The organism is Bradyrhizobium sacchari (genome assembly GCF_002068095.1).
Lineage (GTDB): Bacteria > Pseudomonadota > Alphaproteobacteria > Rhizobiales > Xanthobacteraceae > Bradyrhizobium > Bradyrhizobium sacchari.
On record NZ_LWIG01000043.1, the window covers coordinates 15,697 to 33,838 of the forward strand.

An 18,142-nucleotide genomic window follows, 5' to 3' on the forward strand; every position below is an offset into this window, starting at 1 on the left:
CCTCGCCCGAGCAGGGTGAGGCTCCCTCTCCTGGTGATGACGATGTCTCGCGGACTCCTGATCTCGATCGGCCAGCACTCCGACAGGGGTCGCAAGCCCGTCAACCAGGATTTTCACGGCGTCCTGATTCCCGAAGAGCCGCTGCTCAGCCTGAAGGGCATCGCAGCTGTTCTCGCCGACGGCATCTCCAGCAGCAGCGTGAGCCAGATCGCCAGCGAGTCGGCGGTCAAGAGCTTCCTGATGGACTATTACTGCACGTCGGAATCCTGGACGGTGAAGACCTCCGCCCGCCGCGTGCTGGAGGCGACCAATTCGTGGCTGCATGCGCAGACGCGCAAGAGCCAATATGCCTATGACCGCGACAAGGGCTATGTCTGCACTCTCAGCGCCATGGTTATCAAGGCGGCCACCGCGCACATCTTCCATGTCGGCGACTGTCGCATCTACCGCGTCGCCGGCAAGGCGCTCGAGCAGCTGACCGACGACCACCGCATCATCGTGTCGTCGGAGCAGACTTATCTTGGCCGCGCGCTCGGCATCAATCCGCAGCTCGAGATCGACTACCAGACCGTCGAGGTCCAGGCAGGCGATACTTTCCTGCTTGCAACCGACGGCGCTTACGAATTCGTCGAGCCGCGTTTCATCACGAGCGCAATCAACGAGCATGCCGCCGCGCTCGACGGCGCGGCGAAGGCGATCGTCGAGGAGGCCTATCGCCGCGGCAGCGACGACAACATCACCGTCCAGATCCTGCGCATCGATGCGGTGCCGGAGGAGGAATCCCGCGTCTTCGATCGGAGCTCGGCACTGCCGCTGCCGCCCCTGCTTGAGCCCCGGGCCATGTTCGACGGCTACCGGATCGTCCGGGAGATCCATGGCAGCAGCCGCAGCCACATCTATCTCGCCGTCGATGCGGAGACCGAGGAAACGGTTGCGCTCAAAATTCCGTCGATCGACCTGCGCGACAACCAGGCCTATCTGAAACGTTTCCTGATGGAGGAATGGATCGCGCGGCGGATCGACAGTCCGTACGTGCTCAAGCCGCGGTCGAGGCCGACCCGGCGCAACTATCTCTACGTCGCGACCGAGTTCGTGGAAGGACAGACGCTGCGACAATGGATGCTCGACAACCCCCGTCCCGATCTGGAGACGGTGCGCAGGATCGTCGAGCAGATCGCCACCGGGCTTCGCGCCTTCCACCGCATGGAGATGCTGCACCAGGATCTCAGGCCCGACAACGTCCTGATCGACAAGACCGGCACCGCGAAGATCATCGACTTCGGATCCGTCAGGGTCGCGGGCGTCGCCGAAGCTGCACCAGCATCGGCCGATGCGGAAATCCTCGGCACGGTCCAGTACACGGCGCCGGAGTATTTCCTCGGCGAGGGCGGATCGCCCCGGTCCGACATGTTCTCACTGGCCGCCATCTGCTACCAGATGCTCACCGGACACCTGCCCTACGGCGCCCAGCTCGCCAAGATCCGGGGACGATCGGACGCGTGGAAACTGCGATATCGCCCCGCGATCGACGCCGAGCGGGGCATTCCCGGCTGGATCGACGGCGCGCTCAGGAAGGCGCTGCATCCCGATCCCTACAAGCGCCACGAAGACCTCTCCGAGTTCGTGTTCGAGCTCAGAAATCCCAATCCGGCCTATCTCGCCACGCGGACCACGCCCCTGCTGGAGCGCAATCCGCTGCTGTTCTGGAAGTTGACCACGGCGATCCTGGCCTGCGCGGTCATCGTGCTGCTCGCAGCGCTTCGGCTGCGATAGCCGAATCACACCGGCTCCGCCGCCTTCGTTCCCAGCGGTTTCGGCGCCATGCCGCCGCCGGGCTTGAGGTGGAATTCGTAGGTCATCAGATGCCACTGCCCCTTCGCCTTGGTGCCGTCGGGCATCTCAGGATCGTTGCGGGGCTCGACCTTGGCGACGAGGTCGTCCTTGACCCCGAACACCACGTCGGAATCGAGATATTTGTCGCCGTCCATGAAGACGTGGGTGATCAGCGGCTCGTAACCCTTCGCATTGACGAGGAAGTGCACATGCGCCGGCCGCATCGGGTGGCGTTTGGTCTGCATGATCATCTCGCCGACGGGGCCGTCGGTCGGGATCGGATAGCTGCATGGCAGGATGGTGCGGAAGAAGAAGCGGCCGTCGCTGTCGGTGATGAAGCGCGCCCGCGCCGAGGCGCCGACCTCGTCGTAATTGGCCTTCTGTGAATCGTAGAAGCCGTCATCGTCGGCATGCCAGACGTCGACGGGGACGTTCGCAAGCGGCTTGCCCTTCAGATCCGTGACGCGGCTCTGCACGAACATCCGCTCGCCGGTGAGATTGTTCGGCGAGATGTCGGTGCCGTGCGCGGTCACCTTGTGCTCGCCGACATAGAACGGGCCGAGCACCGTGGTCTCCGTGGCGCCCTCGCGATCCCTGTGGTTGACGGCGTCGACCAGCATGGAGACGCCGAGCACGTCGGACAGCAGGATGAATTCCTGGCGGGTATCCGTGCACTTCTGCCCGGTACGGGTCAGGAATTCGATGGCATATTCCCACTCCTCGAAGGTCAGACCGGTCTTGCTCACGTAATCGTGCAGCGACTTCACCAATTCCTGCAGCAGGAATTTTGCCCGCGGATTCGGCGTCTGATCGAAGCTCTTGACGACGGCTTCGGTGAGTTCGGTCTCGTTGAACTGGGTCATGTGCGTTTGCCTTCGCGTTTTTCTCGTTGGCCCGGCCGGGCTCCCTGGAGGCGTTCCAAACCGGACACTACACCAGCCGGAGGCCCCGCGTTAAGCGCGACCGGCTTGGAATGGCGCCCCCATTTCGCTATCAACTTTCCGACAAAACGCCCCGGAGGAACTCATGCTCGCCCCGACCCCTGCCTCGCCCGAATCCGTCGGCATGTCCAAGGCCGCGCTGGACCGCGTCGATGCGCATCTGAAGAAGCGGTACATCGATGCCGGCCGTTTCCCGGGCACGCAGCTCCTGGTCTATCGCCGCGGCAAGATCGCCCACAGCTCGGTGCAGGGCCTCGCCGATGTCGAGCGCAAGGTGCCGGTCAAGGACGACACCATCTACCGCATCTATTCCATGACCAAGCCGCTCACCAGCGTCGCCTTCATGATGCTGGTCGAGGAAGGCCTCGTCGCGATCGACGAGCCCGTCGCCAAATACATTCCGGAATGGAAGGACCTCGGCGTGTTCGTCGCCGGCACCGCGCCGGCGTTTCTGAGCCGGCCGCCATCGCGGCCGATGCTGATCGTCGACCTCTTGCGCCACACCTCAGGCCTTACCTACGGCTTCCAGCAGCGCTCCAATGTCGATGCCGCCTATCGCGCCGAGAAACTCGGCGAGGTCGAGAAGTCAGGCACGCTCCAGACCATGATCGACGGGCTGGCGAAGATCCCGCTGGAATTCTCGCCGGGCGAATCCTGGAACTACTCGGTCGCGACCGACGTGATCGGCTACCTCATAGGCAAGATCTCAGGCATGCCGTTCGAGCAGTTCCTGAAGGCACGCATTCTCGATCCGCTCGGCATGACCGACACCGATTTCCACGTGCCGGCCTCGAAGGCGCACCGCTTCGCGGCCTGCTATTCGGCAGACCCGGGCGGCGGCATGACCTTTCATGCCGGCCAGCGCCGCGAGGGGCTGACGCTCCAGGATGATCCGACGACGAGCTCGTTCCTGTCGCCGCCGTCCTTCATCTCCGGCGGCGGCGGCTTGTGCTCGACCGCCCCCGACTATCTTACCTTCTGCCGCGCGCTGCTGAACGGCGGCGAGCTCGGCGGCGTCAGGCTGATCGGACCGAAGACGCTGGCGCTGATGACGACCAACCACATTCCCGGCGGCCGCGCGCTGCCGGAAGTGTCGCGTTCGCTGTTCTCCGAGGCCACCTACAACGGCATCGGCTTCGGCCTCGGCTTCGCAGTGACCATGCGCCCGGCCGAGACGCTGATCGCCGGCAGTCCCGGCGAATATAATTGGGGCGGCGCGGCCACGACCTCGTTCTGGATCGATCCGGCCGAGGAACTGATCACGATCTTCATGACGCAAGTGCTGCCGTCGAGCGCCTATCCGCTCCGCCGCGAGCTGCGCAGCATGGTCTACGCCGCCATCACCGAGAGCAATCTGTGACCCATCGAGCTGATCCCGCAGCCGGCGACCGCGGGATCACAGATGCTCATTTCAGCATCTCCGGCACGATCAGGCGCGGCAGGAACAGCGACACGCTCGGCCAGACGATGAGCGCAGCCAGCACGAGCAGCATCGGGATCAGCATGATCGCCGTGTCCTTCAGCGCATAGCGCAGCCGCACGCCGGCGACCGAACAGGCGATCATCAGGCATAGACCGTAGGGCGGCGTCACCAGCCCGAAGGCCAGCGACACGATCGATATGATCGCGAACTGGACCGGATGAAGATCGACGGACTTGGCCAGCGGCTCCAGCACGGTGCCGACGATGATGATGGCCGGAATGGCGTCGAGGAAGCAGCCCACGACCAGAAAACAGAAGCAGATGAAGAAGCCGGCCGCGACGGTGCCCATGCCCCATGACGAGACGTTGGCCAGCAATTCCTGCGGAATCCTGTAATAGGCGAGCAGCCAGCCAAATGCGCTCGCGGTGCCGACACAGAACAGCGCGACGCCGGCAAGACGTCCTGTGTCGAGCAAGGCCTTGTATAGTTCGCGCGGACCCGTCTCTCGGTAGAACAATGTCGAGAGTGCCACGGAATAGAGCACGGCAACGCAGGCGGACTCGGTCGCGGTGAACCATCCGAGCAGGATGCCGCCGACGATGATGAATGGCGTCATCAAGGCCGGGATCGACTGCCAGATCGCGCATCGCATCTCGACCCAGGTCGCCTTCGGGTAGGTCGGGTAGCCGCGGCGCACCGCGTAGATGTGCACCGTCGCCATCTGCGCGCCCGCGATCAGCAGGCCCGGCACGATGCCGGCCAGATACATCGCCGCAATCGAGGTCGAGATCAGCCCGCCCCACACGATCATCAGGATCGACGGCGGGATGATGACCGCCAGGACCGCCGACACCGCCGTGATGGCGATGGAAAACGAGAGATCGTAGCCCTCCTTGGTCTGCGCATCGATGAAGATTTTTGACTGGCTCGCCGCGTCGGCGGTGGAGGAGCCCGAGATGCCGGCAAAGAACACCGACAGCACGACGTTGATCTGCGCCAGGGATCCCGGCCAGTGGCCGACCATTGAGCGCGACAACGCCACCAGCCGATCGGTGATGCCGCCGATGCTCATAAGGTTTGCCGTCAGCAGGAAGAACGGCACCGCCAGCAGGATGAACGAATTGTACGCATTGAAGGTCTCCTGCGCGAGCATCATCAAGGACAGACGCGGTTCGATCAGCAGGATCGGCACGCAGGCAAGGCCGAGTGCGAACGCGACGGGAACGCGCACGATGAGCAGGCCGATGAAGACCCCGAACAGCACCATCGCAGCCTGCCCGGCAGAGAGTACATTGCCGCTCATCGCCGTGCCCCGACCAGGACGCGCATTTCATCGACGATCTGCTCGCCCGCAAAGACGATCCAAGTCGCGCCGGTCACGGGCCAGGCGACGTGAATCAGCCAAAGCGGCAGATCGGCCAGCTCCGACGTCCTGTTCCAGGCAAAGCGGGTGAACTCGAGGCCGGCCGACACGAACACCAGCGACAGCGCCAGCACTCCGAGGCGGGCGAGGATCCGCACTGCCGCCTCCGACCGTCGCGACAGATCCGGCCACACGTCGACCTCGAAATGCTGCGCTTCCCGCACACCAACCATGGCGCCGATCATGATCGTCCAGACAAACAGAAAGCGCGCCATTTCCTCCGTCCAGATGTAGGACGGGATGAAGGGCGTGTAGCGCGAAATGACCTGCAGCGTCACGGGGACGACGAGAATGCCGACACAGGCCGCAAGCAGGATTTCCAGCAGTTTGGCATAGGCCGCCGTGACGCGGCGCCACAGCGACGGCGTGGACGGGAGGGGCGTATCAGACATTTGGACTCCGTGCGGCAGCTCATCCGCCACGGCCGGGCAAGAAGCGGGGCTTGCCCGGACCTGCCGTCGGCGGATGCAACGAGCTCAGGCGACGTTGATCTTCTCGAAAATTCCCTCCGCGCCAATCTCCTTGGCGTAGGTGGTCATCACGGGGTCGGCGAGCTTCTTCATGGCGTCCCGCTCCTCGAAGGGAACGCGCTTGAGCTTGCCAGCCTTCTCGAGCGTGTCGAGCTTGACGACCTCTTCGCTCGACTCGAGCTGACGGCCGTAGTCGCCGGCCTCCTTGCCGGCCTTCATGATCGCGTCCTGCAAGTCCTTCGGCAATGTCTTCAGCGTCTTCACCGAGAAGCAGATCGGCCGGATCGAAACGGCGTGCTGGGTGAGGCTGAGATGCGGGGCCACTTCGTAGAACTTCATCGCCTCGACACCCGCCGCCTCGTTCTCGCCGGCCGATATCACGCCGTTCTGGATCGCATTGTAGATTTCGTTATAGGCGATCACCGTCGGGCTCATGCCCACGGCCGCAAAGGTCTTCGACCAGATCGGCGCGCCCTGCACGCGAACCTTGAGACCCTTGAGATCGGCGAGATTCTTGAGAGGCTTGTTGGCGAAGATGTTGCGGATGCCGCCGCCGGAATAGCCGATCAGAACGACCTCGGCTTTCGCCGCGACCTCGTCGGCGATCGGCGCCAGGATATTGGCTTCGACGACCTTGTTCATGTGCTCGATGCCCTTGAACACGAAGGGCGCATCGATGAACGGAGCCGCCTTGGCGAAGGTCGACATGTGGGCTGGCGAGACGATGCCGTAATCGACCGCCTTGCCCTGCGACATGTACTCGAAATATTGCTTCTCGAGCCCGAGCGAGGAGTTCTTGTGCAGCGTGAAATTGACGGGCTTGCCGTAATATTTCTTCACCAGCTCCTCGAACCGGATCAGTGCCCGGTTGAAGGCATGATCGTCGTTGAACTGCACCGCGCCGTTCAACGTGATCGGCGCTTGTGCCCTGAGGATCGAGGGCATGCCAATCGTGGCCGCCGCAGTGGTCGCACCGATACCAGCGAGAAATGATCTTCGCTTCATCGTCTCCCCTCCCTTGATGTGCCGGCCCTGTCGCCGGGCCGTGCGTGCAGCCGGTATGTGGCTCGCAAGAGCGAAGGGTATGAAAAACCCCGGCGGGACGGAAGTCATTTCGCGCGCGCTGGAGGTGCTCTTCGTCGCAGGGCTGCCCCCGCACGACCTGTTGCACTGCAACTCGCGCCCGGCCAACACGCCGCATGAGCGGCTTCGCCGCCCCGGAAGGAAACGGGAGGACGTGCGGACCCGCGCGTTGCATGCAGGATCCGCACGTCCTTCAAGACAGACCTAGTGCATATGACCAATCAGATAGATGCCGCCGCCGATCACGATGACCGCCGGCACGGCCCAGAGAATGAGTACTGGCATCACGTCCTCCTCAATTGGATGTGCAGACCTTGACGGTCTTCATGCCGCTCTCAGCCTCGGTGCGCGACTTGTAGATCGTGCCCGACGGGCTGACGACGGTCATGGACGTGTCCGTCGGCTTCTTGTCGACGACGGTGCACTTCTTGGTCTTGACGTCCTGAACCACGTAGAACTCGTCGGCCGCGAACGCCGGCAGGGAAAACGCAGCAACCATGAGTGCTGCAGTCGCGATCTTCAGCTTCATCTGGTCTCCTCCTCCAGTTGCCGGACTACGGTCCGGTCGATTCAGCAACGGGAAAAAATGGTATTTTGTTCCTATCCTCGGGGAACGTCGCGCCCGGCGGGCGGTTGTTGCGGCGCTCATTCCTGCGAGGAGGACAAGATGAAGAAGCTATTTTTGCTATCCGCAGCAGCGGTTCTGATCTCGACCGGCGCGTTCGCACAGTCGACCGTAGTGACCACGACCGGAACCGGCCACGCGGCCGCGGTTCAGATCGAGCCGGAATATCGCACCAAAATCAAATCCTACGTCACCGAGCATCGCGTCCGCCCGGTCACGACGAAGGAGAAGATCATCGTCGGCGCAACGGTGCCGAGCGACGTCGAGCTCCAGGCGGTTCCGGCCGATTGGGGCCCGTCGCTGACGAAATATCGCTACGTCTATTCAGGCGAACGCGTGATGCTGGTGGATCCGGGCACGCGGACGGTCGTGCAAGAAATCGACTGATCGCGATCTGATGGATGGGCGGCGGCCTTGGAGGCGGCCGCCCTTGCTCGTTGTCCGCATGACGTCGCATCGAGAGGTGTGGATCGCCGGCCTCGACTTGGCGGCTGCCTGTCCGATACCGCCTGCGATCAGCATGAGCTGAAGCGCAGGACGCCTCGCGCCGCGCTGCAAAATCCACCCGGCTGGTCGCCGCATGCGAAAATCGTGGCGCGATGCCGGTCCTGCCCGTATGGTTCTCGTCAAAATCATAAGCCGGCGCCGCCGCGCCGGAAGCGGGACACGCGCGCTTGTCGAAGCTCACCCTGCCGGTCCGGCTCGCTCTCCTGATCGCGGGAACGATGCTGCCGATGATCGTGTTCGCGGTCGGCATCGCCTTCTATCATTACCAGCAGGACCGCAGCGACGCGACCCGCCGCGTGCTGGAGACCGTGCGCAGCATGCGCCTTGTGCTGGATTCCGAGGTGCAGCGGATGACCGGCAGTCTGCAGGTGCTGGCACTGACAAACTCGCTGCGCAACGACGACTTCCAGAACTTTCGTCGCATCGCGCTCGGCTTCCTCGACCAGTACGGCAAGGGCGGTCTGTTGCTGATCTCCGACCGCAATGGCCGGCTGCTGTTCTCCTCGACGACGGAGGACACCGCGAGCCTGCCGGCGCGGGGCAATCTCGAGACCATCGAGAAGGTTTTCGCGACCAGGACGCCGCAATATTCCGACCTGTTCACCGGCGCGATCAACGGGCGCCAGGTTCTGACCGTCGAGGTGCCGGTATCTCGGAACGGCGAGGTGATCTACGACCTCTGCTTCAGCCCGCCGGTCGGCATCTTCCAGGAGCTGATCGAGAAGCAGCGGCCCGACCAGCAATGGACGGTGTCCTTGCTCGACACCAAGGGCACGGTGTTTGCCCGCGTGCCAAACCCGGACGAAAACTTCGGCAAGCGCGCCTCGCCGTCGCTTTACGCGGAAATGTTTCGCGCGCCCGAGGCAACCCTGTCGTCGGTTTCGCTCGAGAGCGTTGCGCTCGCCTCCGCCTACACAAGATCGCGGCTCACGGGCTGGACGGTGGCCGCGGGCGTCCCCGAAAGCTCGTTGATCGCGCCGCTCTGGCGCAACATCGCGATCACGAGCCTGATCGGCGGCATCCTGCTGCTGATCGGCCTCACCTTTGCGGTGCGGATGGCAACCACGATCGCGCGCGGCGAGATGCTGCATGACCTCCTGATCGAGGAACTCAATCACCGCGTCAAGAACACGCTGGCCTTGATGCAAGCGATCGCGGTGCAGACCTTCCGCAGCGCCAGCCGGGACGAGCGAGCCAAGTTCGAGGGCCGGCTCGGCGCCCTCGCCGAGGCGCATAATCTGCTCAGCCAGGAGAAATGGGCGGGCTCCGAGCTGAGGGACGTGATCGCCCGGGCGCTTCGGCCGTTCCTGCTGAGCAATCCCGACCGCATCCGCATGGCGGGCCCGGCCGTGCCGCTGTCGCCTCGGTTCGCGGTGGTGCTGTCGATGATCGTCCACGAGATCGCCACCAACGCGGCGAAATACGGCGCGCTGTCGAACGAGACCGGACGGGTGACGCTCGAATGGGAAGTCATCAGCGAGGCGCCCAAGCCGCGGCTGCGGCTGATCTGGACCGAGATGGGCGGACCGCCGGTGACCGCCCCGGTGCAACGCGGCTTCGGCTCGCGCCTGATCGAGCGCAGCGCGCGTGACCAGCTCGGCGGCGAGGCCACCGTCGACTTCCTGCCGCGCGGCGTCGTCTGTACCGTGACCTGCACGCTGGACGAGGCGAGGTGAACAGGAGCCGTCGAGCAATGATGCCGACCTGCGCGTTGACTCGCCGAATGCGCGACTGTCATGCCCGGGCCTGACCCGGGCATCCATCCTTCCTCAAAGGATGATGGATTGCCGGGTCAAGCCCGGCAATGACGTAGAGAGCGCCGCACAGCACCGCATGATGGCTGGCCGCGCTTTCACACGCTGTTTCAACGGCATCTAACCGCCCCTCACGCGATCTTCGTTCAACACCGCGACAGCCTGGCGCTGCCCGGCGTGCGCTTGCGAAAACGCGCGCCCGCCCTGAGCAGGATCGGACAAAGCACAGCCGCTTCAGGAAAGACGCTGAATCCTTGCAGCCATAGAACACGCGCCGACCCGTACAAATACGGACGACTGATGTGCAGCCTGAGACGATCAGGAGGAGCCACATGATGACCGGGAGCACCGCACTCATGCGCCATCCCTCGCACAAGGGCTTGTCCTTCACACCCGGCGCCAGGCCGGACGACAACGCGACGTCCGAGCTGCGCGCTGCCGATGCGGAGATGGCACGCGTGCTCAAGACCAAGCCGCTTCGCATGGCCTCGGATTCCCAGAGCGGCACGATTGCCTATTGGAAGCACGAGCCGCTGCACGACGTGGTCGAACCCATGGCCGATCACGTCATCATGACCTATCCCGCGGGCTCACAGGCGTTGGAGCGGCGCAGCGGAAAATCGGCTGCGATCAGCACGGCGCGTCCCGGCGTCGTCACGATCATTCCGGCCGGGTCGACCTCGCGATGGGATATTCACCGGCCCATGCATGTCGTTCAGCTCTATCTTCCGCAGCGAACGCTGCTGCGCATCGCCGATGAAGCCAGCACGGCAAGTCCCGGCGACCTCTTGGAAAGAACCGGGCATCCAGATGCCATCACGTCCCGCCTGCTGCTGAGTGCCGCCGACTCGCTCGAAGGCTGCGCCACGCTCGACACGCTGTTCAGGCAGCAACTGACCGATCTCCTCGCCACGCGCGTGCTGGCCGCCCATGCCGGCGTGCCGGCCGCGCAGCAGCCGATCATCGGCGGCCTCTCGCCGACGGTCCTGCGCCGGGCGATCGAACGTCTTCGCTCGGACAGCGATGCGGACGTCTCGCTCTCGGCGCTTGCGTCCGAGGCCGGCCTGTCGCGCTTCCATTTCTGCCGGTCGTTCAAGGAGAGCACCGGGCTCTCGCCGCACGCCTGGCTGCGCCAGCACCGGCTCGAGCAGGCCATGAACATGCTGCGGGAGACCGACGAACCGGTCGTCTCGATCGCGGCTGCACTCGGCTATTCCACGCAGACCGCCTTCGCCGCGGCATTCAAGAAGCTGACGGGCGAAACGCCGAGCGATTGGCGCAGGCGGACGCGTTAGCAGCAATCCCGCGACAGCGAAGGCAATCGCTCTGGGGCAGTCGAGTATCTGGTTCGCTAGACATCGCAGCAGCAGACCACGCGGACGGAGACGAACAATGGACTGGAAACGCCTTGCAATCGCACCGCGCCGCAAAGCCATCGCGATGGCGCTCCTGTACGGGCTCTCGCTGACCGTGCGTCTCACCTCGCCGACAGCCGAGGAGGCGACGACGCAGAACGCCAGTCCCCTGGCATCAATCCTGATCAATCACGACTGGCCGAGGAGACCTGCGGTACCGGTCGCCCTGCGCGGCTGGCCATCGAGCCCGAGAAGCTGCCAGGCGGCCTGTGGAAGCCCCGCGCTGCTGTCATCACTGCCAGGCTGCGCCGCCCCGTAAGGTCCAGCGTCCACCGTTTCACCTCTTCGCGTCATATCAGCCCGCTCCGCCGAACCTTGGGCGGCCGCGATGACGCACGTCTGTCCCGATCAACCCAATCCAGGAGTGAACCATATGCGACTGCTCATCATCGGCGCCGGCTTTGCCGGCATGTATGCCGCCCTCTCCGCCGCCCGCCTGCGCGACATCCAGGGTGCCTCGCCTGACGATCTCGAGATCGCGCTGATCGCACCGGAGCCGGCGCTGGTGGTTCGCCCCCGGCTCTATGAGGCGAAGCCGGAAACCCTGACGGCGTCCTTGCTCGACCTCCTCGAGGCGATCGATGTCGATTACATCCAGGGCAGCGCCGAGACGATCGACGCCAAGGCACGAACAGTGCAGATCGCGACTTCCCAGGGGACGCGCAAATCCCTGTCCTATGACCGCCTTGTGGTCGCGACCGGCAGCCGCCTGTTCCGCCCCAATATTCCCGGCCTTGCGGAGCACGGCTTCAGCGTCGACTCGCTCGATGACGCGGTCGCGCTCGACAGGCATCTGCACGCCCTCGCCAAGCGGCCGGCGGCGAACGGACGCGACACGGTCGTCGTCGCCGGCGGCGGTTTCACGGGCATCGAAGCTGCAACCGAGCTGCCCGCGCGCCTGCGCAATATCTTCGGCAAGGATTCGAAGACACGCGTGGTCATCGTCGAGCGCAACGGCGCAATCGCGCCCGACATGGGCGAAGGTCCCCGCCCGCTGATCGAAGAGGCGCTGCGCAAGCTCGGCGTCGAGACTCGGCTCGGTGCCGGCGTCGCCTCGCTCGACAAATCCGGCGTGACGCTGTCGACCGGCGAGCACATCGAAACCGAGACGGTGGTCTGGGCCGCCGGCATCCGCGCCGCACCATTGACGGCGCAGATTCCCGCCGAGCGCGACAAGTTCGGCCGGCTGCTGGTGGATCGCGACCTGCGCGTGCCCGGCGTTGCCGGCGTCTTCGCCACCGGCGATGCCGCCCGCGCGGCTTGCGACGACGACGGCAATTACGCGCTGATGTCGTGCCAGCACGCCACTCGCATGGGCGCCTTTGCCGGCAACAACGCAGCCGCCGAGCTGCTGGGCGTTCCGACCAGGCCCTATCACCAGAAGGCCTATGTCACCTGCCTCGACCTCGGCGAAGCCGGCGCGCTGTTCACGCGCGGCTGGGAGCGCAAGGTCGAAATGGTCGGCGACGTCGCCAAGAAGACTAAGCAGGACATCAACACCGTCTGGATCTATCCGCCGAAGGCCGAGCGCGCAGCCGCGCTCGCCTCGGCCGATCCGGAGCGCGTGACTGATCTCTAGACACGCGAAGCGACAGCGGCCGCGTGTCCTGGCTGCGCGGACCACTCAGCAAGACCAGCCAGAAACAGGAGACACACATGAATCTGCACATCACCTCATATCCGCAGTCCTCGGGCCCCGAAGAGCTGGTGCCGTCGCGCTACGCGCTGAAGATCGGCGAGATCGACGTCCTGGTGGTCAGCGACGGGGTGCTGCCGCTGCCGACCACGATGCTGGCGCACAACGCGGCCCCGGCCGAGCGGGCGGCCTGGCTGCACGACATGTTCCTGCCGCAGGACGCATTCGACTGGGCGCTGAATGCGGTCATGGTCCGCAGCGGCGGCAAGACGATCCTGATCGACGCCGGCCTCGGCTCCGACCCGAACTTGCACCTTCCGCGCGCCGGGCAGTTGATCAAGCGACTGGAGGCCGCCGGCATCGATCTTTCGGCCGTGACCGACCTCGTGCTGACCCATTTGCACATGGACCATATCGGCGGGCTGCTCGTCGATGGCGTCAAGCAGCGGCTGCGCAAGGACCTGCGCATCCACGTGGCGGCTGCCGAGGTCAAGTTCTGGGAGGCGCCCGATTTCTCCCACACCAACATGCCGCAGGGCTTTCCGGACGCGCTTCGGGCCACCGCCAAGCGGTTCGTGAGCGAGTATGGCAACCAGCTGCGGACCTTCGGCGAGACGCAGGAGATTGCACCCGGCGTCGTCGCGCTCCGGACCGGCGGTCACACCCCCGGGCACAGCGTGGTTCGCATCGCCTCCGGCGATGACGCGCTGACCTTCGCCGGCGACGCCGTGTTTGCCGTGGGGTTCGAGCAACCCGACTGGCACAACGGCTTCGAACACGATCCCGAGGAAGCGGCGCGCGTTCGTATCCGCCTGCTGCGCGAGCTGGCCGCGACCGGCGAGATGCTGGTCGCCACGCATTTGCCGTTCCCGTCGGTGGGCCGCGTGGCGGTCGATGGCGACGCCTTCCGCTGGGTGCCGGTGTTCTGGGACTATTGACGGCCTGTCAGCCGAGAACAGAGGCGCGTGCTCATGACGTTCGTGAGTACGCGCCCTGCTGCAAATCACCAGGCGCTCGGCATCCGCGACCGGACGCCAGTATGGCCTCCGTCCATCGTCCCGGATATAGCGAGACGTTCCGGTGAACGATGTGCTTGGAGCCTCGCAAGAATGACCTCTGCAAGTCCCGAACTTGTCATTTTCGATTCAGACGGCGTCCTGGTCGATAGCGAGATCATTGCACTGACCGCGCTGGTTCAAACGGCATCCGAGGAAGGCATATCGATCAGCGTTGAAGACGCCATACGTTCTTTCCGTGGGGTCAAGATGGCCGATTGCGTGCGTGAAATCGAGCGCCGGCTAGGCCGCGGCGTCCGAGACAGTTTCATCGACGACGTTCGTCGGGCAACCGCGCTGGCATTTGATGCCGAACTCAAGCCCGTCGAAGGAATCCATGCGGCATTGGCCGAAATCGACGTTCCGGTTTGCGTGGCGTCCAACGGCCCCATGTCGAAGCTGACGCATGCACTCGGACTGACCAAGTTGCTGGAGCATTTCGAAGGACGCATCTTCAGTGCGTATGAGGTTGGTTCGTGGAAGCCGGACCCCGGCCTGTTCCTGCACGCCGCACGAACGTTGGGCGTTCCCCCCTCACGTTGCGTCGTTGTTGAGGACTCGTTGTCCGGCGTTCGCGCGGCAAAGGCCGCGGGGATGAGAGTCCTCGGCTTTACCGGAGGCGATTCAGGTGTTGAACGAGAGTTCGCGGAGGTCTGCGACAATCTCTTTCATCGAATGAGCGACCTTCCGGCTTTGCTGCGCATGACGTGATCGCAGCACCCCGAGTTCTCTCCTCGGACGCCGCCCTCCGCCCTACCCGATCGTCTGCAGCGCCGGGAAGGTCTCGAGCAGCCAGATGCTCACATTGGAAACCGCGCCGGTGAGAAAACCGATGCCGGTGATCACCATCAACACGCCCATGGCGCGCTCGACATTGACGAGTTGGCCCTTCATGCGCGCGAACAGCGTGGAAAATTGCTCGATCATCAGCGCGGCGATCAGGAAGGGAATGCCGAGGCCCGCCGAATAGACCGCGAGCAGGCCTGCGCCCTTCGTCACCGTGGCTTCGGCCGCGGCGATCGAGAGGATCGCCGCCAGGATCGGGCCGATGCAGGGCGTCCAGCCGAAGGCGAAGGCGAGCCCCATGATGTAGGCCCCCCAGAGACCAACGGGTTTTGGGATCGGCAGCCGGCCCTCGCGCATCAGCAGGCCGATGCGCGTCAGGCCGAGAAAGTGCAGGCCCATGATGATGATGACGATGCCGGCGAGGATCGACAATTCCGCCGACCAGGCCCGGATCAGCCCGCCAATCAGCGAGGCGCTGGCGCCGAGCGCCACGAACACCGTAGAGAAGCCGAGAACGAACAGCAGCGCCGACATCATGATCGCGCGCTTGGAGGCCGCGACCGGCTCCTCGCTCTCGACGTGCTCGATCGTCGCGCCCGTGAGATAGATCAGGTAGGGCGGGACCAGCGGCAGGACGCAAGGGGAGAGGAAACTGACGAGGCCGGCAATCAGCGCCGCCGGGATCGAAACATTTTGCATGATGCAGTCGGAGCCATCTCAGGCCCCAGTGCGGCACGCGGGGAATGCGCGCGGCCAGGAGCGCCGGCTCTGGTGTAGCCGATGCCGGGAAATGCGCAACAGAGGCGCACAAAACCAGGGCTCCTCCCGATGCCGTCCGTGATCACAGATGCGGCATCGGGACGCGCACAAACCTCGCCAAAAAGCGAGATCAGGCGGGGCGGCTACTTCACCACGCGGAGCAGCGGACGCCGGGGCTGGTCCTGCGTCTGCTTGGAAGGGGGCTGCGGCTCGCTTCCGGCGTTCCGCAGCATTTCGTCGCACAGCGCCTTCAGATCGGCGCCGTCAATTCCTTTGAGTTTCATCCGCACGTCGAGGATGACAATCGACAGCAGCTCGGCCGACTCACGACTGTTCATCTCGTTGAGCGCCCTGCGGCACCCCTCGAGCGTTTCCAGCACCGACTGCAATTGTTCGTCTGAATGCGACACCGGGCGTTCTTTCCGTTAATTCGGCCTGCGAGACGTATGTGCGACGACCCCTGTGGCCCCCATGGGAGACCAAGGATAACACGAGGCCGCAGCGCCTCTGAACATGATTTCAATGTGTTTCTGCGCTGAAACCGCGGTTTCGGCGAACGTTGCCCCGCTGCACCGTTGGCCGTCGTCTAAACTGCCAGGGACAGAACACCTGCTGCGTTGCGCGTGATCCATTCCGGGAGCTGGAAGCGCAACATGCGAACGGATGTCCATTGCGGACAGGGCCGACAATCCCGCAGCCATCTGAAGGCTCGCAACGGAACTCACGCGACACCCCTCAATTCAGGCGATCGTCTGCCTGATTCCCAGCCTGTGGCTGCACCATCATACCACCCGCGAGGCAGTAAGGATGACGTTCAAAACTCGCCACCCCGCAACCCGCCGTGGTTGTGGTTTGCGCCAGATTCTGCCAGTTTAACCAACCGAAGGGACTTGTATGCACTCCTTGGCGGAAAGGGGCGTTCCTCCAGAGGAACGCCCAAAAACAAATCTCAGCAGCCTCTCCGATTGGGATGCGGCGCGCATCTTCCTGGAGGTCGTCCGCTGCGGAAGTTTCCGTTCGGCGGCCGAACGGCTGTCGCTGTCGATCAATGCTGTCCGCCGCCGCATCGACGATTTCGAGCGCCAGACCGGCACCACCCTGTTCACCCGCGACGTCCATGGCACTCATCTGACCGACGAAGGCGCGCTCGTCGTTTCTGCCGTCGAGCGGATGGAAGCCGCCGCATTCGACGTGTTGCGCACCAGTGATTCGACGGGCAATGCCCTCTCCGGCGAGGTCCGCGTCGCCGTCACCGAGGGCCTTGGCACCTTCTGGCTCGCCCCGCGCCTGGTCGAATTCCAGCAGGCCTATCCGAAGATCCTGGTCGACCTACATTGCGCCATGCGCTCGGCCGACGTCTCGCGCCACGAGGCCGACGTCGCCATCCACCTGTCCCGGCCTTCTGCGCTCGACGTCAAGCTGGTGCGGCTCGGCCGCATGCATCTGATGTTCTGGGCTTCGGAGAAATACCTCGAAAAATACGGCACGCCGCGCTCGGCCCATGAATTGATCAAGCACCGCCTGGTGCTGCAATTCGCCGACCAGCTCGCAGCCAAGGAGACTTTTGAGAGCTTCTTCCCGGGCGTTCAGGAACGTGACCTTCTGGTCATGAAGACGAACGTCTCAAGCGCCAATTACTGGGCGGTCGCGAATGGCGCCGGAATCGGCGTATTCCCGAGCTACGCCATTGCGCTTGGCGGGAAGTTGATTCCACTGGAGGTCGAATTGAACCGTCCGCTGGATATCTGGCTTTCCTACCATCCCGGTAGCGGCCGCATCCCACGCGTCCGGCACATGATTGACTGGCTGATCGAGGCTTTCAATCCGGCTCGATTCCCGTGGTTTAAGGAAGAGTTCGTGCACCCGCATGAATTCGAGGACTCGTATATGGGCGAACCCCTGACCCAGCTCTTCGGGGGATTTTCAACCGAAGAACGGTGAGAAACGACTATGAAAACAGCGGCGAAAAGAATGAAGCAGCGCAGCGCTGGCAAGCCGGACATTGAGCTTGGCAAGCGGATCCGCCTGCGGCGCGTCGAGATGAAGATCTCGCAGGCCGAGCTCGGCGAAAAGCTCGGCGTGAGCTTCCAGCAGGTCCAGAAGTACGAGAAGGGCGTCAATCGCGTCGGCGCAGCCCGCCTGCAGCAGATCGCCTCCGCCCTCGACGTGCCCGTGACCTTCTTCTACGACGGCGACAACAAGGCGCGCGAAGTCGAGAGCCTGCTCTTCCTCGATTCGGCTTTCAGCCTCCGCCTGCTGCGCGCCTACAGCAAGATCAAGGACCAGACGGTGCAGCGTCAGCTCGTCTCGCTGATGGAATCGATCGCGGCCAACGAAAGCTGAGCCGATCGACGGTCTGGCCTTGACGGCCAACGTTCAATCCGCCGCGTCACGGGGGCGCGGCCGGATTGGACGATCTGAGCTGGATCGGA

18 protein-coding genes are annotated in these 18,142 nt (G+C 64.1%); 11 read left to right on the top strand and 7 right to left on the bottom strand.

All coding sequences use genetic code 11. The features are described 5' to 3' along the window. Window positions 1-36: 36 nt before the first annotated feature. The gene (locus tag A5906_RS30695; protein WP_080138933.1) at window positions 37-1,773 is read left to right on the top strand and encodes a bifunctional protein-serine/threonine kinase/phosphatase; all 1,737 of its coding nucleotides are present in this window, start codon (window positions 37-39) and stop codon (window positions 1,771-1,773) included. 5 nt (window positions 1,774-1,778) lie between these two features. On the opposite strand, the gene A5906_RS30700 is transcribed toward A5906_RS30695, so the two are convergent. Beyond that, window positions 1,779-2,696, bottom strand: a complete 918-nt coding sequence (locus A5906_RS30700) for an intradiol ring-cleavage dioxygenase (RefSeq protein ID WP_080138934.1) — start codon at window positions 2,694-2,696, stop codon at window positions 1,779-1,781. A gap of 163 nt (window positions 2,697-2,859) precedes the next feature. On the opposite strand from A5906_RS30700, the gene A5906_RS30705 reads away from it, so the two are divergent. Continuing rightward, window positions 2,860-4,134 carry a serine hydrolase domain-containing protein gene (locus tag A5906_RS30705; protein ID WP_080138935.1) on the top strand — a complete coding sequence of 425 codons (1,275 nt, stop codon included), beginning with the start codon at window positions 2,860-2,862 and terminating at the stop codon, window positions 4,132-4,134. Between the two features lie 46 nt (window positions 4,135-4,180). On the opposite strand, the gene A5906_RS30710 is transcribed toward A5906_RS30705, so the two are convergent. From A5906_RS30710 to A5906_RS30725, 4 genes are all read right to left on the bottom strand, one after another. Then, on the bottom strand, window positions 4,181-5,500 hold the full coding sequence (locus A5906_RS30710; RefSeq protein WP_080138936.1) for a TRAP transporter large permease: 1,320 nt from the start codon (window positions 5,498-5,500) through the stop codon (window positions 4,181-4,183). Continuing rightward, the gene (locus A5906_RS30715; RefSeq protein WP_080138937.1) at window positions 5,497-6,012 is read right to left on the bottom strand and encodes a TRAP transporter small permease; all 516 of its coding nucleotides are present in this window, start codon (window positions 6,010-6,012) and stop codon (window positions 5,497-5,499) included. The genes A5906_RS30710 and A5906_RS30715 overlap by 4 nt, the downstream gene beginning before the upstream one ends. A gap of 84 nt (window positions 6,013-6,096) precedes the next feature. Continuing rightward, window positions 6,097-7,095 carry a TRAP transporter substrate-binding protein gene (locus tag A5906_RS30720; protein ID WP_080138938.1) on the bottom strand — a complete coding sequence of 333 codons (999 nt, stop codon included), beginning with the start codon at window positions 7,093-7,095 and terminating at the stop codon, window positions 6,097-6,099. Between the two features lie 373 nt (window positions 7,096-7,468). Beyond that, the gene (locus A5906_RS30725; RefSeq protein WP_080138939.1) at window positions 7,469-7,702 is read right to left on the bottom strand and encodes a hypothetical protein; all 234 of its coding nucleotides are present in this window, start codon (window positions 7,700-7,702) and stop codon (window positions 7,469-7,471) included. Window positions 7,703-7,840: 138 nt separating this feature from the next. Here A5906_RS30725 and A5906_RS30730 point away from each other — a divergent pair, with 138 nt between their 5' ends. From A5906_RS30730 to A5906_RS30760, 7 genes are all read left to right on the top strand, one after another. Next, a complete protein-coding gene (locus A5906_RS30730; RefSeq protein WP_080138940.1) occupies window positions 7,841-8,185 on the top strand; it encodes a DUF1236 domain-containing protein in 345 nt (114 codons plus the stop codon). Window positions 8,186-8,523: 338 nt separating this feature from the next. Then, window positions 8,524-9,981 carry a sensor histidine kinase gene (locus tag A5906_RS30735; RefSeq protein WP_080139013.1) on the top strand — a complete coding sequence of 486 codons (1,458 nt, stop codon included), beginning with the start codon at window positions 8,524-8,526 and terminating at the stop codon, window positions 9,979-9,981. Window positions 9,982-10,394: 413 nt separating this feature from the next. Next, window positions 10,395-11,354: a helix-turn-helix domain-containing protein gene (locus A5906_RS30740; RefSeq protein WP_167523696.1), complete on the top strand. Its 960-nt coding sequence runs from the start codon at window positions 10,395-10,397 to the stop codon at window positions 11,352-11,354. A 97-nt stretch (window positions 11,355-11,451) separates the two neighbouring features. Continuing rightward, complete coding sequence (locus tag A5906_RS30745; RefSeq protein WP_080138941.1) at window positions 11,452-11,733, top strand: hypothetical protein; 282 nt, start codon at window positions 11,452-11,454, stop codon at window positions 11,731-11,733. Between the two features lie 114 nt (window positions 11,734-11,847). Beyond that, complete coding sequence (locus tag A5906_RS30750) at window positions 11,848-13,053, top strand: NAD(P)/FAD-dependent oxidoreductase (RefSeq protein WP_080138942.1); 1,206 nt, start codon at window positions 11,848-11,850, stop codon at window positions 13,051-13,053. Between the two features lie 77 nt (window positions 13,054-13,130). Continuing rightward, window positions 13,131-14,048 carry an MBL fold metallo-hydrolase gene (locus A5906_RS30755; protein WP_080139015.1) on the top strand — a complete coding sequence of 306 codons (918 nt, stop codon included), beginning with the start codon at window positions 13,131-13,133 and terminating at the stop codon, window positions 14,046-14,048. A 171-nt stretch (window positions 14,049-14,219) separates the two neighbouring features. Then, window positions 14,220-14,876 carry an HAD family hydrolase gene (locus A5906_RS30760; protein WP_080138943.1) on the top strand — a complete coding sequence of 219 codons (657 nt, stop codon included), beginning with the start codon at window positions 14,220-14,222 and terminating at the stop codon, window positions 14,874-14,876. Window positions 14,877-14,918: 42 nt separating this feature from the next. On the opposite strand, the gene A5906_RS30765 is transcribed toward A5906_RS30760, so the two are convergent. Beyond that, complete coding sequence (locus A5906_RS30765; protein WP_080138944.1) at window positions 14,919-15,650, bottom strand: cytochrome c biogenesis CcdA family protein; 732 nt, start codon at window positions 15,648-15,650, stop codon at window positions 14,919-14,921. A 203-nt stretch (window positions 15,651-15,853) separates the two neighbouring features. Then, window positions 15,854-16,120: a hypothetical protein gene (locus A5906_RS30770; RefSeq protein WP_080138945.1), complete on the bottom strand. Its 267-nt coding sequence runs from the start codon at window positions 16,118-16,120 to the stop codon at window positions 15,854-15,856. A gap of 484 nt (window positions 16,121-16,604) precedes the next feature. On the opposite strand from A5906_RS30770, the gene A5906_RS30775 reads away from it, so the two are divergent. Together A5906_RS30775 and A5906_RS30780 are read left to right on the top strand one after the other, a co-directional pair. After that, window positions 16,605-17,651 carry a LysR family transcriptional regulator gene (locus A5906_RS30775; protein WP_080138946.1) on the top strand — a complete coding sequence of 349 codons (1,047 nt, stop codon included), beginning with the start codon at window positions 16,605-16,607 and terminating at the stop codon, window positions 17,649-17,651. A 30-nt stretch (window positions 17,652-17,681) separates the two neighbouring features. After that, a complete protein-coding gene (locus A5906_RS30780; RefSeq protein WP_020608151.1) occupies window positions 17,682-18,053 on the top strand; it encodes a helix-turn-helix domain-containing protein in 372 nt (123 codons plus the stop codon). Window positions 18,054-18,142: the final 89 nt, after the last annotated feature.

Excerpts from the sequence above, each read along its gene's own strand:
- A5906_RS30720 (WP_080138938.1), bottom strand. The coding sequence starts at position 7,095 with ATGAAGCGAAGATCATTTCTCGCTGGTATCGGTGCGACCACTGCGGCG.
- A5906_RS30765 (WP_080138944.1), bottom strand. The coding sequence starts at position 15,650 with ATGCAAAATGTTTCGATCCCGGCGGCGCTGATTGCCGGCCTCGTCAGT.
- A5906_RS30705 (WP_080138935.1), top strand. The coding sequence starts at position 2,860 with ATGCTCGCCCCGACCCCTGCCTCGCCCGAATCCGTCGGCATGTCCAAG.
- A5906_RS30740 (WP_167523696.1), top strand. The coding sequence starts at position 10,395 with ATGACCGGGAGCACCGCACTCATGCGCCATCCCTCGCACAAGGGCTTG.
- A5906_RS30730 (WP_080138940.1), top strand. The coding sequence starts at position 7,841 with ATGAAGAAGCTATTTTTGCTATCCGCAGCAGCGGTTCTGATCTCGACC.
- A5906_RS30725 (WP_080138939.1), bottom strand. The coding sequence starts at position 7,702 with ATGAAGCTGAAGATCGCGACTGCAGCACTCATGGTTGCTGCGTTTTCC.
- A5906_RS30760 (WP_080138943.1), top strand. The coding sequence starts at position 14,220 with ATGACCTCTGCAAGTCCCGAACTTGTCATTTTCGATTCAGACGGCGTC.
- A5906_RS30700 (WP_080138934.1), bottom strand. The coding sequence starts at position 2,696 with ATGACCCAGTTCAACGAGACCGAACTCACCGAAGCCGTCGTCAAGAGC.
- A5906_RS30745 (WP_080138941.1), top strand. The coding sequence starts at position 11,452 with ATGGACTGGAAACGCCTTGCAATCGCACCGCGCCGCAAAGCCATCGCG.
- A5906_RS30775 (WP_080138946.1), top strand. The coding sequence starts at position 16,605 with ATGCACTCCTTGGCGGAAAGGGGCGTTCCTCCAGAGGAACGCCCAAAA.
- A5906_RS30755 (WP_080139015.1), top strand. The coding sequence starts at position 13,131 with ATGAATCTGCACATCACCTCATATCCGCAGTCCTCGGGCCCCGAAGAG.
- A5906_RS30750 (WP_080138942.1), top strand. The coding sequence starts at position 11,848 with ATGCGACTGCTCATCATCGGCGCCGGCTTTGCCGGCATGTATGCCGCC.
- A5906_RS30695 (WP_080138933.1), top strand. The coding sequence starts at position 37 with ATGACGATGTCTCGCGGACTCCTGATCTCGATCGGCCAGCACTCCGAC.
- A5906_RS30715 (WP_080138937.1), bottom strand. The coding sequence starts at position 6,012 with ATGTCTGATACGCCCCTCCCGTCCACGCCGTCGCTGTGGCGCCGCGTC.
- A5906_RS30710 (WP_080138936.1), bottom strand. The coding sequence starts at position 5,500 with ATGAGCGGCAATGTACTCTCTGCCGGGCAGGCTGCGATGGTGCTGTTC.
- A5906_RS30735 (WP_080139013.1), top strand. The coding sequence starts at position 8,524 with ATGCTGCCGATGATCGTGTTCGCGGTCGGCATCGCCTTCTATCATTAC.
- A5906_RS30780 (WP_020608151.1), top strand. The coding sequence starts at position 17,682 with ATGAAGCAGCGCAGCGCTGGCAAGCCGGACATTGAGCTTGGCAAGCGG.